This is a genomic window from Caloranaerobacter azorensis DSM 13643, assembly GCF_900129995.1.
Taxonomy (GTDB): domain Bacteria; phylum Bacillota; class Clostridia; order Tissierellales; family Thermohalobacteraceae; genus Caloranaerobacter; species Caloranaerobacter azorensis.
The window spans coordinates 1-14,092 of sequence record NZ_FQXO01000058.1 but is presented as its reverse complement, the minus strand read 5'-3'; the positions used below and the strand labels follow the sequence as shown (position 1 = coordinate 14,092).

Here is a 14,092-nt window from a genome sequence, read left to right as displayed (position 1 = left end):
ATTGCCATTTTGAAATTCATCTAAATGACGTATCCTTGAGACCTCCCGGGGTAAGCGTAACCACTTTCCTCCCATATATCCGCCACATTTACTGCATAAACCTTTGGACCGTTTTGGGCTTTGTTTTGTTATGCAAACTCACCCGATTTATACAGCCTCGAATGTGATTCGTGTACCTCGGACCAGGATTTTGCCTCCGGCTTCCTTCAGATTCCACCTCACGATGGACACCCTTGCCTTTGGCTAGTGGTTGGCACGGTCAACCCCCACAGTGGACTTTCACCACCTAGTTGTTACGCATGCCCGGCACACATAAAAAATGAGGCACCAATTTAAACTCGATGCCTCATCAACTCTGTCTATTTATCATCGGTTGTATCTTTAACTAAATTATCGACTATAACTGCACAAGCAGCATCTCCAGTAACATTAACCGCCGTTCTCAACATATCAAATATACGATCGACACCAAATAATAAAGGCAATCCAACTACAGGAATATTAGCAGATATAAGAACTGCAACAACAAGTAATGAAGGACCTGGTACTCCTGCCTGCCCAATAGAACCTATTGTAGCCGTAAAAATTATAGCGATATAATCAAAAATACTTAAATCTATATTAAACATTTGAGCAAAGAACATTGCCACCAAAGCGTAATAAATAGCCCCACCATCCATGTTTATAGTTGCTCCTAACGGTAAAACAAAAGAAGTAGTACTACTTGATACATCTAATTCTTCTTCACAAACTTCAAAAGTTACAGGTAATGTACCCATAGAGGAAGCAGTCGACAAAGCCACTATTTGAGCTTTTTTAACTTTTGATAAAAACTTCCTTGGTGAAACTTTGGTAAAAAGTTTTATTAATAGAGGATATAATCCAAATGCATGTAAAATTAATGCCAATATATATACTAATAAAAGTTTTAATACTAAATATAGCGTTTCATATCCAAATGTACCAACTGCATCAGCCATAAGACCAAATACTCCTATTGGTGCTATATAGATGACTTTTTCAACCATCCAAATCAATGCTTCTGACAAGTACTCAAATACATTTATTAATGTTTCCTTTTTAGATTTCTCTAAAGTAGAAATTCCAAATCCTAAAAATAAACTGAAAAACAATATTTGTAATATATTACCATCCATCAACGCCTTAAAAGGATTTACCGGTATTATTCCTAAAATCGTCTCCCAAAAGCCCGGTGTTGCTCCTTTATTAACATATTCATCTGAAAACATAGATTTAATAATTGAAACGTCTAATCCTAATCCAGGTTTAAAAATATTACCTAATATGAGTCCTATAATTACAGCAACCATAGTAGTACCCATAAAATATACAAAAGTAGATATGCCTATTTTCCCTGCTGATCTGGTATTCCCTAGAGAAGATGCCCCTGAAATAATTGATACAGTTATTAAAGGCAGTACAAGCATCTTTATTAACTGCATAAATAACTTACCTAACGGGGCAAAATATGAAGCCTTTTCTCCCATTACAATTCCTACAATAATTCCTAAAAACATAGCTAGAATAATCTGATTAGATGATTTTTTCAGTATTTTCTTAATTTTTGTCATAGAATTCCCCCTTTAGCTAGTGTGTTTTTTACAATATTTTTTAAAAAATTTGTCGAATTAAATGTATATTAATCTATATTATACTTTATTACTTTATTTAAGTAAAGTAATAATTGCAATTTTCTATAAAAAATTTTTATATATATATTTTCGTAATTATTAAACTTTATAAAAAAATAGAGATGAATAATTCATCTCTACTTAAGCAATAGATGTAATTTCGATTGCTTCACTATTTTTCTTATCATAATCTTTTTTAATTCTATATAGTATTATCAAAATAGATGCAATACTGATTATCAATGTAATAACAACACCAAATATACTGTTACCCAATAATGATAATACAAGCCCTACAATATAATTAGCAGAATTAAAAGTTATATGTATAATAATAGGTGCCCATATCGACTTTACCCAATGATAGATTAGTCCCAATGCAATTCCAAATAAAAACGTATATATCCCCTGTATTAAATTTAAATGACTTAATCCAAATAAAATAGCTTGTATGATTATAGCTGCCCATATATTAATATCTTTAATAAATCTTTTATATATCAACCCTCTATACAAAAATTCTTCAAAAACAGGTACTAAAACCCCGATTATCAAAAGAGTAGTTATAATATTACCATTTATCAATCCACTTACTTTTTCAGAATAATTTAGGAAAGCCTTTTGAAGTTCTGGGGAATTCACAAATGTTTGACTTGTTTGAATTAATATAAATATTGAATTTATAAGAATATTAAACATAAATCCAATAATCAGTGCAAAACTGACATTCTTAAAACTAATTGGTGTAAAATTGCAGTTTTTAATTTTATCTTTCATTCTCTTATTATATCCAATGAAAATTATTATCGTAGAAATTACTATACCTAAAAGCATTAAATACTGAACATTAGCATTAAGCGTCTGCTGTAAAAAAGCTATATCATTAGCTTTATCGATATTAATAAGTGCAATAACAATCCCTAATATAGCTCCTGCAACAATTTGGGATACAATATACACTCCTATTAATAATAATGCACTGCCAAGCATCTTCAAATATTTTTTCATTTAATTACCTCCTATAAATAATAAATGACAAATTTTTAACTAACTTACTCTATATATTCTATTAAAGATATATATTAGATGTCAATCTTTTTTTACCAAACAGAATTTAAATAAAATAAATCTTAATTTTTCTTTATATTTCCTACAATATTCCTATTCATAAAAAACGATATGATACAATTAAAGTATATTATAAATATAAGGGGGAACTATGAATGTCAATAGTAGCAAAAACTTATAGGGGGAATATAGTGGATCTCACTCATATAGGACATATTGCAGTAGTCGACTATACAGGGAAAATACTTTACTACTACGGCAATCCTAAAAGGGTAACATTTGCCCGCTCGTCTGCAAAACCTATACAAGCTATATCTGTTTTAGAAAGCGGTACAGTCGAAAAATATGGAATAACAGATAAAGAAATAGCTATATTTTGTGCATCTCACAGTGGTGAAAACTTTCATGTAGATACTGTAAAGAGCATTCTAGAGAAAGCGGGATTAGATGAAGAATACCTTCAATGCGGTTCGCACTATCCCATAGCCGAATACGCTGCAGAAGAATTAAAAAACAAAGGACTAAAGCCTAAAAATATACATTGTAATTGTTCAGGTAAACATGCTGGTATGCTTATCACAGCTAAATATTACGGTGAAGATTTAGATTCATATTACAAATTAGAACACCCTGTACAAAAAAGAATAATGAAAACTATCTCTGAAATATGTGAATATGATGAAGATAAAATAATAACAGCTATAGATGGATGCGGAGTTCCTGTTCATGCTATGCCGTTATATAAATTTGCTCAAGGTTTTGCTAAACTATCTAAACCTGAAATTTTTGATTCCGATAGAGAAAAAGTTGTTAGAAAAATTATAAATTCAATGACCCAGTATCCTGAAATGGTAGGAGGAACAGATAGAATCTGTACTGATTTGATGAAAGTCTGCGGAGATAGGCTATTTGCTAAGTCAGGGGCTTCTGCCTATTATGCAGTTGGTTTAAAAAATAAAGGAATAGGAATAACATTTAAAATTGAAGATGGAAACTCAAAAATCGTCCCAGCGGTAGTATTGGAGACACTAAAACAGCTAGGAATTATAACAGATGAGGAATTGAAAAAATTAGAAAAATACTATGTATTAAAGATTAAAAATCATAAACAAGAAATCGTTGGAGAAACAAAAGTGGATTTTAATTTGATTAAAAATTATTGAAAAGAATAAATTCGTCAATAGTTTGGAGCCTGATATTATCAGGCTCCTATCATTTTTGGTGCGCCCTGAGGGAATAATAAGTGCTTCTCCCTCTTCCCTTTCTTGTAATAACCTTTCTGTCAATCATTTCTTTTAATATTTCTCTTGCTCTTCTATTTTTAACGCCTATAAGTTTTTCTACTTCTTTTGAAGTAATTTTCCCATTATTCTTTATATACTCGATTATTCTCATTTCTTGTTCAGATAAATCCCTATATTTTTCCGGCACTTTTCCGGCACTTTCCGGCACTTTTCCGGCACTTTCCGGCACTTCCCTATATATTTCAACATCAACAAAATCACCAGTTTCTTTTATTATAGGTTCTTTCAGCCCATATTTAAGACATGTTGATTTTATCCTCTTTATTCCACTACCCCATTGCTCTATATAATTCAATTCTTTAAAAACTCTTGCTATTACTTTATTCCTTACTTCTGATCTCCCTTCTAAAATATCTTTTTCTGTCAAAGTACTTGGAAATCCTCCTGGTGAAACTATGTTTAAAATATCATCATATATTCCCACTTTTATATCTCTACCCATATTAGTATAATCTCTATGAACTACTGCATTAATTAAAGCTTCCCTTATCGCTTCAATAGGTATCTCGTAAGTATCCGTTCTTTGAAGTCCTTTTATTTCTCCCCTCAAATTTATATGATTCTTGATAAAACTTTCAGCTTTTTCAAGTTGTGAAAATAAATCACCATTATAATCCTTCTTATCAAGAAAAATATCCATTGTTTTACCTTTAAATCTAGCACACTTTATAGCACAATTCTCATATTTACCAAGTAGTATCAATAATCCGTTTGTAGGATATATTTTCCCATTTTCTTCTTTTATCAATTTTAAATTTTTCAATTTCTCCATATCTATTTGCTTACCCACTTTTTCAAATTCTAACCTTATAGGTGATATATCTAAAGAATAGAAATCTACATCATAATTTATTTCTTCATCAAAACTTATATTCCTTTTTTGTCTTTCTAATTCTAAAATATTATCATAGCTAGCTTTTCTATTTGTAGCTCCTATTCTAATATATGTACCATTATTTTTCCCTTCTTTTTTAAAATAATATGGCAGAAGACTGCCTCTAAAAACTTCAACTACTATAATTATTTTCCCATCAATATTAGCAGTATATATTTCAGGAATAATATTTGGATAACAGTCATCATATATAATAGATGCAATTTTGTCCTGTAAATCAAATATATCAACATTTTCTTTTAGCCCTATAATTTTTCCATTATTATCTACACCAATTATCAATTTCCCACCACTAGTATTTGAAAAAGCTATTACTGTTTTTGCAATACTCTCATTATTTGGAAACTCCTTTTTAAATTCCAAAGTTTTACTCTCTCCATTTTTTATTTCATCTATTAAACTCACTATCATCACCAACTATTTAATCTTTATTAATATTTTAAACCAATTAATTTCAATTTAATAATTATTTCTATACAAAATCCATATTTCCTCTAACTCACCAATATTTCATTTTCTCTTAATTTGGAGAATAAAATTTTCGATTTAAATTTGTATTAGAAAAAACCCTTGAATTTTCAAGGGTTTTTTTGGTGCGCCCTGAGGGATTCGAACCCCCAACCAATTGGTTCGAAGCCAACTACTCTATCCAATTGAGCTAAGGGCGCAGAAAATCAATTTTAAATTTTAAATGGTAAATGTTAAATATTTAAATCTATTAACAAATAATATTTTACAAAAAACTAAATAATATTACAATAATATATTGACCACATTTTTGAAATATATTATAAAACCAAAAGAAAAAAGCTGGCTTTCCAGCCAACTTTTATCATCTTATGGAGCGGAAGACGGGATTCGAACCCGCGACCCTCGCCTTGGCAAGGCGATGCTCTACCACTGAGCCACTTCCGCATGGTGCGGGTGGAGGGACTCGAACCCCCACGCCGAGGGCACTAGATCCTAAGTCTAGCGCGTCTGCCAATTCCGCCACACCCGCAGAAAAATGGTGACCCATCCGCGACTCGAACGCGGGACACCCTGATTAAAAGTCAGGTGCTCTACCGACTGAGCTAATGGGTCAAAATAAATTTTAAATTTTAAATGCTAAATTTTAAATAACTAATTATATTTAATATTTAAAATTTATAATTTAATTTATAATTTAAAATAAAAAATGAAAAATTAAAAATTTATATATTTTAAATTTTAAATTATTAATTTTAAATTCATTGCGTTAGCAATGGTTGGGGTGGATAATGGGATTCGAACCCATGGCCTCCAGAGCCACAATCTGGCGCTCTAACCGACTGAGCTATACCCACCACAATTTATGGCGCACCTAGGAGGATTCGAACCCCCGACACGCGGATTAGAAGTCCGCTGCTCTATCCTACTGAGCTATAGGTGCATAATCTCACTTTGTGAAAATTTAAAATGCAAAATTTAAAATTTAAAATTATCTTTCTAATTTTTTATTTTACACTTTCAATTTTCAATTCACTGCATTAGCAGTGTCTTGGAGCGGGTGAAGGGAATCGAACCCTCGCGACTGGCTTGGAAGGCCAGGGCTCTACCACTGAGCTACACCCGCATCTCACCGGTCCGTGTATTTCACCGGCTGACAATATAGAATTATACTACCCACTTAACTGTTTGTCAATAGATTTTAAAAAATTTTTTTATGAAATTCTATAAACTTAAATCACATAATATCGGCTTAACTTCATCGTCTATATCCAAAATCCCGTAACTTCTACTACTTCCGCCTCTTGGATGTGTTGGACTCCCAGGATTAAAAAACAAAACTCCGTCATGTTTAAGTAATACCGGAACATGACTGTGTCCAAATAAAACTACGTCTACTCCTAGCTCCTTACTTCTATAATACAGATTATTAATACCAAATTTAACATTATATCTATGCCCATGAGTTAATAATATTTTCTTGCCTTCGATTTGTATTATTTCCTCTTCTTTTGTACTGTAATCATAAAAGTCACAATTACCTTTTACATTTATTATATCGACTTTCAATATTTCTCTCATTCTATCTACATCTCTGGAATAATCCCCTAAATGTAATAGCAAATCTACATTTTCTATTTTTTTAATTTCTTTTATTACAAAATCTATATTACCATGAGTATCACTTAATACAACTATCCTCATTTCTATCATCCTTTTAGTATATTTTCTAACTCCACTCGTAATTTTCTCAATGCATTAGCTCTATGACTTATCTTATTCTTTATATCTTCACCTAATTCAGCAAATGTCTTATTGTAACCATCTACTATAAATAGCGGGTCATAACCAAATCCATGATTACCTCTGGGGGTTAAAGCTATTTTCCCTAAGCACTCTCCTTCAACAGTTTTGTAGCTTTTATCTTCCATTACAATAGCTATAACAGTTTTAAATTTAGCAGTTCTATCTTCAAGCTCTACTCCATCTAATTCCATCAATAATTTTCTATTATTTTCCTCATAAGTAGCATCTTCTCCAGCGTATCTTGAAGAATATATACCCGGTCTACCATCAAGCCTGTCAACAAATAATCCTGTATCATCTGCAATAACAATTCCATCTACTTTTTTTGATACTTCTATCGCCTTTTTTATAGCATTCTCTTCTAAAGTCTTACCGTCTTCTACAACTTCTAAATCTTTTAATCCAACTTCATCTTTCGATAATATTTCTAAAGGTAACCCCTTTAATATTTTTTTTATTTCATATATCTTATGTACGTTGCCACTTGCTACTATTAGTCTAGTTTTTTTCATCTTTACCTTCTCCTTCTTGTTTTTCTTTCCCAACTAATTCTGCTATTTCGCCAAGAACTTCTTTCTGAATATTTATCAGTTCCATATTACCCTTTTCCGCTAATCTAAATAATTCATTCAAATCCTCTCTACTGAATGGCGCTTCTTCACCAGTTCCTTGAATTTCTACAAATTCACCTCTATCTGTCATTACAACATTCATATCAACTTTAGCATTAGAATCCTCTGCATAACACAAATCCAAAAGCCTATTTCCTTCAACTATACCTACACTTACTGCTGAAAGAAAATATTTAACTGGTAAATAGCTAATATCTCCATTTTGATATAATTTATATAGTGCATCGACTAATGCCACAAAAGCTCCCGTTATAGACGCTGTTCTTGTACCTCCATCAGCCTGTATTACATCACAATCTATCCAAATAGTTCTCTCTCCTAAATCTTCTAATTTTACAACTGATCTTAATGACCTTCCAATAAGTCTTTGAATTTCTTGAGACCTTCCTTCTAATTTACCTCTAACCGATTCCCTAACCTTTCTTGTTTCTGTAGAACCGGGTAGCATCGAATATTCAGCCGTAACCCAGCCAGTCCCTGTATCTTTTAAAAATGGTGGAACTCTATCGTCTACTATAGCAGTACATATGACTTTAGTGTCCCCCATTTCTATTAAAACTGAACCATGAGGATGTTTTAAAAAGTTCCTAGTAATCTTAACTTTTCTCAACTCATCTGTCTTTCTGCCGTCTACTCTCAACATCTCTATCTCTCCTATCCATTTTTTCCATAGTCATATTATTTCCATTACAAATTTATAATAACAGTAATGTTTGTTATTAGCAACAAAAAAATAACTACCAGAGAACTGGTAGTTTAATATTCATTAGCAAATACGGGTAAAGTTTCTGGCTGCTTTACTTTAATTCCTGCCTCTTCTAAAGTTTTACCATCAAATAAAATCTCTACCCCCGTTATATCTTCAAATTCTCCCAAAGTTAACCCAATGTTTTTAGCCATTTTTTCAAATGTTACTCCATCTTTCAATTTTGCATTATTTCCATAATATATATCTACATAAGCTATACCGTCTTTTATTTCTACCCCTTGGAGTTTAACTCCCTCAGGTATATCACTGTATAAAGCGGTATCTACAGGAGGACCGTCAAAGAGCTTTTGAAGTGCTGTCAAGATATTAGCTTGTGGAACAGAAACAGATACTGTTACAGGTACATAATATTCATACTCACCATTAGCAGTATTCTTAAAATAGACTACTACTTTTGATTTACCTTTAGATGCTGTATCAATCAAATTAATATCTTTTCTTACTAAAGGTTTTCCTACTTTAGTTCCAAATTTTAAACTGTCTATTATCTTACCTTCAACCATAAATTGTACTTTACTTATAGTAGGAAATTCTGTCAGTGTATATACAATACCTTTTACAAGATTTTGTTCTTCAGTTTTAGAATTGTAATTCATTATTTCTTTAGAAAAATCAACTTTACATAATCCCGTTTCTTTGTCTATTGCCATACCTCTAATCTGAGTCCCTGCTGGAATAATTGGCTCTAATCCAATCGCACCTATGTCTTCTCTTAATGCTACACTATCTATCATATTTCTCAACGCTGCTTTAGCAATCCCTTCTTCCCAAGGTATTTGTCTCTTTATTGGAACTAAATATCCACTTTGGTCTTGGAAATATAAAACAGTATCTCTTAATTCTGCTTCATTTGATACCTGTAGCTCATCTTGATCACTTCTGACTATATCAACATCCGTTTCTTCTTCATCAGTAAACAAATTTTTTACTACATCGGTTGCCTTACAACCATAAATACTTAAACCTAGAGCCAAAATTAAAATTATTACTACAGCCTTTTTTATGGACATAAATAACTCCCCCCTTGCCATTCTTATTAATATATATTACTGACAAAGAGGGAGTATGATTATTTCGATTCAAAATATCGGATAATTCCATTAACTATTCCCTGAATAGCTTTATCCTTATATTCCTGTGTAATTATTCTTTTCTCTTCATTAGGATTAGTTACAAAACCCAATTCTAATAGTACTGCCACCATTTTTGTTTCTCTTACAACTACAAGTTTAGGTCTTCTCTTAATTCCTCTATCTACTGCACCGGTAGCCTTTAACACTTCCTCATGTATCGTTTCTGCAAAAGGATAATTATCTTCAGTTTTTACATCACTTAAATATGAAGGACAATATAAAGTTTGTATTCCAGATATATCTTTATCATCATGTGCATTAAAATGTATACTTATAAATGCATCTCCATTACTTCTGTTAGCTTTTTCCGCTCTATCATATAAATCAATATACTCGTCTCTATTTCTGATTAATAAAGTTTTAAAACCCAACTCTCTTAATCTTTTTTCTAAACTTAAAGCATATTTCAATGCCAAATCTTTTTCTTTTATTTTAGTTATAGGACAAATAGTTCCAGGGTCTTTGCCTCCATGCCCTGCATCGATCACTATTAATTTATCACTATATTTTTTAACTTTATCATTAAACTTTATCTTAATTTCATCATCTTTAACCGACGATAATATATCATAGAGAATATCCTTTTTGACTTTCATAGATACTTTATTATAGTCGCCTATACTTTCAACCTTAATATAATCTATTAGTTCATCTCTAATCTCAATTATACCATTTTCTAAATTAGCATACTTTTTTAAAAATTTTATTGTCATCACTTTACCATCTTCATCATACTTTACATGATAATTCATTCTTTTATCAGCTTTAATTTTCAATAATCGACTTTGATCTTCTAATTTTTCAAAATCTATATTTTTTAACCCGTCATCGTCAAGGAATAAAATTATTTTATTATCTTCTACTTTAGTAGTTAAATGAGGCTTTATTTCCTTCTCTTTTAAGTCTAAAACTACTCTAACTATTTTATCATGTTCATTATATAGCGAATCGGGTTTAAATTGCGATGTTCTAATACCTTTTATAAATTCAGTTTCTATTCCAAGTTTATTGTCATTCATTTCTAATAATGAATCTAAAAGATCTACAACTATTCTATCCGGTTCATAAAGTCTGATTATATTATAATCGGGTCTGTTTGTATTATATATTACAATACCCTTTTTACCCTCTATAGTCTCCAACTTTATATTACTTACTTTATTAGTAAAATCAATTTGAATCTGTTTATCGGATACATTAACATTATAGCTAATAGCTCTATCTAGTTCTATAACCACCCTCGTTATATCAGGATTTATTGAAAATTGAGAAGCTCTAATCTCTTTTACCGGATATTTTTGAACATCTAATTTCAAAATACCTCTCGAATCGATAATCTCTTTATTTTCTATATTCAGATTACTTCTGGGTATATCGATTACCAATCTATAAGGGTCTTCTAAAAATATATCTTTATATGAAACTAATCCTGTAGTTCCTATTCTAATTTTAGGTAATCTACCTTCATTTTCAACTATACTTACATTTGTTACATCCTGCTTTTTATAATCTATTGTTCCAGTCCAAGTTTCCGGTATCCATCCGACATCAAAACCAAGAGCCTCCGATACAAATCTCAACGGCACCATTGTCCTATCATTAATAAGTTTTGCTGGTACATTATATGGCAATTTCTCAACTTTTCCATTAATGATTACATCAGAACTGTTAATCTTTAATATTATTTCTTTTTCTTGAGTCTTTATAGTAGCCTCATACTTTTCCTGATTCCAACTAATATCGGCATTTAAGTAGTTAGCAACAAATCTGACTGGAACTAAAGTCCTCGAATTATACAAAATAGGTGGGACATCAGATTGGATTGGTTCACCATTAATAAGAATATTTATCTTTTTCACTTTAATAACCTTTCCATCAACCGTTACATCTACTAATTCTGGTCCTTGCTTGGCATAAGACAATGGAATTAATAGAAAAAACATAAGCATAGTAAGTATTACTGAAATTAGTCTTTTCATCATCTGTCCCCCTCGCTCATTAAATACATTCTATAGAAAAGATTATCCGACAAAATCCGACTTCTTTCTCGTTAATTCTATTTATACCATTGCAAATACTTCATGTCAACAGAACTTGTTATATTGTAATAATATTTTAATATTAAGAAAAATAAGGTATGGTTTATAAAAATAACCATACCTTAACTTCCAAAGATTATTCATTAAACTACTTTATATAATTCATCACTTCCAGGCGGAAGTATCTCTTTAACGCTGCCTTTATCTTCTATCAATATGCCCTCTTCTATAACTTCTCCAATTAAACTTACATTGATACCATTATTAATAAGCTCCGATATTATTTCATCTGTTTTTTCTTCGGATGATATTATAAGCATACTGCCACTAGATATAAGTTTAAGTGGGTCTATATTAAGCAGCTCACATATAGACTTAGTTTCATTAGTCAAAGGTATTTCTTCTTTAAATATTTTTATTCCTTTCGATATTGCATTTGCCACTTCCCATATTGCACCAAGCACACCGCCTTCAGTTACATCATGCATATATAAAGCTCCTTTTTTGCTAGCTAAAATTCCTTCTTTTACAACACTTATCATTTCAATATAGCCTTTAGCTCTGTTTATCATTTCACTACTCAATTTATCTTTTAATTTATCTTCTAAATCATGTGCTATTATCGCTGTCCCTTCTAGTCCGGCATACTTTGTTAATAAAACTTTATCACCTATTTTTATAGAGTTCTTACTTACAAAACGTTCTCTAGCTTGTCTACCTATTACCGTTGTAGATACGACTATTTTATTAACTGCACTCGAAATCTCTGTATGTCCACCAATTATTTCTACATTTAATTTTTCTGCAACTGAAGAAGCCTCTTTCATAATTAATTCTATATCCTCTTTTTTCGTACTTTCAGGAGCTAATATCGTCATTAGTAAGCCTATTGGCTCTGCTCCATTTGATGCTACATCATTACATGAAATATGTACTGCTAACTTACCTAAATTTTTACTCGCCCCTGTTATCGGATCTGTAGATAATACACACAAATCATCTCCTAAATCAAGTACTGCACAGTCTTCTCCAACACCTGCTCTTGTAATAACCTCATCTCTTCTATATTTTATATTTGAAAGTACAATACTCTCTAATAAGTCATTAGGTAATTTCCCAATTTCCATCACTTTGTCCGCTCCTTCTAAAATATTCATTCCATTCTTCCACAGTCATAATCTTATGGTCCGATATAATAAAAATAATCTCTATATCTTTAGGCTTAACACCATGGAATATCAATACCTCTGCATCATACCCAATAGTCTTATCTTTTCTCACCTTTAAATTTTCTATAAAACTTAAAGATGTATCCCAATAATCTTTTATTAATTTTTTGCCCCTATTTTCTAAAAACAGTTTCGCATAATGAAAATTAGGAACATCTTTGAGTATAAATGACTCATATACAGAATTAGCTAAATTTTCATTTGATATCCAACATCTATCTTCATTTATTTTTATTCCCAATAGTGCCGTATGAGAATGCCAACTGTGATTTTCATCAAAATTCAAGCTTGCAAAAATGGCCTTTTTTCTCTCCACCCACTGCGGCAGTTTATCCGGTCTGAATTCATCAATAAATTTATGAAATTCTAAATATTTAGCTGCATAAGTCGCTTTATCATCATACTTAATCCCTTTACTAACTATTCTTTTTAAATCTGTAATAGGTACTACATGATAAACTAATCCTGTATCTGTATAGTCTGGAAATAACATATATCTATCTCCTTTCCTATATATTATTTTCGGAGACAGATAAATATTATACTTCCAATTATTAATATAACATATAACTTAACTAATTTAAATAACTATGATAAATCAGGGAAAAATAATATCTAAAAAGAAGTTCTGGAGGTGATGCAAATAACTATTAACTGTTTAGAAAACTGCCTATATCAAATTGATGGAATATGTACATTAACTCATATTACAACATGCTCTGAAAGCTCAAAAAGCAGTTGTCCTTATTTTAAAAGTAAAAACGAAGTAACCAATCGAGTAGGAGGTAGATGATTAATTCATCTACCGACCTCTCACACCACCGTACGTACCGTTCGGTATACGGCGGTTCATTAGGTTAAGTTCAAACTTGAACTCTGGCTTTCGCTATTGATGATGCCGAAGGTATACTACACGCTTCCTTCCTATCTTGGACTTCCAGACCTACTTCAGTCGGAGAGCCTTCATATGAAGTTTTCTGTGGTCTTTGCATACCTCTCGAATCTTTCAATGCTACTTACCTCCCTAATGTTCGGTCCTTCCCTATCTATCCTAGGTTTTGATAGGTACTATGACCTCTGCTGACTTCTCAAGGTTC

At 31.4% G+C, this 14,092-nt stretch carries 12 protein-coding genes and 7 tRNA genes; 1 reads left to right on the top strand and 18 read right to left on the bottom strand.

What is annotated here, in order from left to right; genetic code table 11:
- Nucleotides 1-359 precede the first annotated feature (359 nt).
- Together BUB51_RS09225 and BUB51_RS09220 are read right to left on the bottom strand one after the other, a co-directional pair.
- A complete protein-coding gene (locus BUB51_RS09225; protein ID WP_073197269.1) occupies nucleotides 360-1,592 on the bottom strand; it encodes a dicarboxylate/amino acid:cation symporter in 1,233 nt (410 codons plus the stop codon).
- A 201-nt stretch (nucleotides 1,593-1,793) separates the two neighbouring features.
- Nucleotides 1,794-2,660 carry a CPBP family intramembrane glutamic endopeptidase gene (locus tag BUB51_RS09220; protein ID WP_073197267.1) on the bottom strand — a complete coding sequence of 289 codons (867 nt, stop codon included), beginning with the start codon at nucleotides 2,658-2,660 and terminating at the stop codon, nucleotides 1,794-1,796.
- Between the two features lie 215 nt (nucleotides 2,661-2,875).
- On the opposite strand from BUB51_RS09220, the gene BUB51_RS09215 reads away from it, so the two are divergent.
- Nucleotides 2,876-3,883 carry an asparaginase gene (locus tag BUB51_RS09215; protein ID WP_073197265.1) on the top strand — a complete coding sequence of 336 codons (1,008 nt, stop codon included), beginning with the start codon at nucleotides 2,876-2,878 and terminating at the stop codon, nucleotides 3,881-3,883.
- Nucleotides 3,884-3,932: 49 nt separating this feature from the next.
- Here the strand turns inward: BUB51_RS09215 and BUB51_RS09210 are convergent, their stop codons facing one another.
- The 16 genes from BUB51_RS09210 to BUB51_RS13150 all read right to left on the bottom strand — a co-directional run bounded on the left by BUB51_RS09210 (nucleotide 3,933) and on the right by BUB51_RS13150 (nucleotide 14,005).
- The gene (locus BUB51_RS09210; protein ID WP_143153596.1) at nucleotides 3,933-5,324 is read right to left on the bottom strand and encodes an AlbA family DNA-binding domain-containing protein; all 1,392 of its coding nucleotides are present in this window, start codon (nucleotides 5,322-5,324) and stop codon (nucleotides 3,933-3,935) included.
- Between the two features lie 186 nt (nucleotides 5,325-5,510).
- Nucleotides 5,511-5,587, bottom strand: a tRNA-Arg gene (locus tag BUB51_RS09205).
- Nucleotides 5,588-5,759: 172 nt separating this feature from the next.
- Nucleotides 5,760-5,834, bottom strand: a tRNA-Gly gene (locus tag BUB51_RS09200).
- Between the two features lies 1 nt (nucleotide 5,835).
- Nucleotides 5,836-5,919, bottom strand: a tRNA-Leu gene (locus tag BUB51_RS09195).
- 7 nt (nucleotides 5,920-5,926) lie between these two features.
- Nucleotides 5,927-6,002, bottom strand: a tRNA-Lys gene (locus BUB51_RS09190).
- 165 nt (nucleotides 6,003-6,167) lie between these two features.
- Nucleotides 6,168-6,244 (bottom strand) — tRNA-His (locus BUB51_RS09185).
- A 9-nt stretch (nucleotides 6,245-6,253) separates the two neighbouring features.
- Nucleotides 6,254-6,330 (bottom strand) — tRNA-Arg (locus BUB51_RS09180).
- A 109-nt stretch (nucleotides 6,331-6,439) separates the two neighbouring features.
- A tRNA-Gly gene (locus BUB51_RS09175) sits at nucleotides 6,440-6,513 on the bottom strand.
- Between the two features lie 98 nt (nucleotides 6,514-6,611).
- Nucleotides 6,612-7,091: a metallophosphoesterase gene (locus BUB51_RS09170; protein WP_073197261.1), complete on the bottom strand. Its 480-nt coding sequence runs from the start codon at nucleotides 7,089-7,091 to the stop codon at nucleotides 6,612-6,614.
- A 5-nt stretch (nucleotides 7,092-7,096) separates the two neighbouring features.
- Nucleotides 7,097-7,705: an XTP/dITP diphosphatase gene (locus BUB51_RS09165; protein ID WP_073197259.1), complete on the bottom strand. Its 609-nt coding sequence runs from the start codon at nucleotides 7,703-7,705 to the stop codon at nucleotides 7,097-7,099.
- Complete coding sequence (gene rph, locus BUB51_RS09160; protein WP_073197257.1) at nucleotides 7,692-8,468, bottom strand: ribonuclease PH; 777 nt, start codon at nucleotides 8,466-8,468, stop codon at nucleotides 7,692-7,694. Before rph ends, BUB51_RS09165 begins: the two co-directional genes overlap by 14 nt.
- Nucleotides 8,469-8,581: 113 nt before the next feature.
- Nucleotides 8,582-9,604 carry a GerMN domain-containing protein gene (locus tag BUB51_RS09155; RefSeq protein WP_073197255.1) on the bottom strand — a complete coding sequence of 341 codons (1,023 nt, stop codon included), beginning with the start codon at nucleotides 9,602-9,604 and terminating at the stop codon, nucleotides 8,582-8,584.
- A 59-nt stretch (nucleotides 9,605-9,663) separates the two neighbouring features.
- Nucleotides 9,664-11,706, bottom strand: a complete 2,043-nt coding sequence (locus BUB51_RS09150) for an N-acetylmuramoyl-L-alanine amidase family protein (RefSeq protein ID WP_073197253.1) — start codon at nucleotides 11,704-11,706, stop codon at nucleotides 9,664-9,666.
- A gap of 203 nt (nucleotides 11,707-11,909) precedes the next feature.
- On the bottom strand, nucleotides 11,910-12,923 hold the full coding sequence (locus BUB51_RS09145; protein ID WP_278294244.1) for an AIR synthase family protein: 1,014 nt from the start codon (nucleotides 12,921-12,923) through the stop codon (nucleotides 11,910-11,912).
- The gene (locus tag BUB51_RS09140) at nucleotides 12,871-13,488 is read right to left on the bottom strand and encodes a hypothetical protein (protein WP_073197249.1); all 618 of its coding nucleotides are present in this window, start codon (nucleotides 13,486-13,488) and stop codon (nucleotides 12,871-12,873) included. Before BUB51_RS09140 ends, BUB51_RS09145 begins: the two co-directional genes overlap by 53 nt.
- Before the next feature lie 370 nt (nucleotides 13,489-13,858).
- The gene (locus BUB51_RS13150) at nucleotides 13,859-14,005 is read right to left on the bottom strand and encodes a hypothetical protein (protein ID WP_159430368.1); all 147 of its coding nucleotides are present in this window, start codon (nucleotides 14,003-14,005) and stop codon (nucleotides 13,859-13,861) included.
- Nucleotides 14,006-14,092 lie beyond the last annotated feature (87 nt).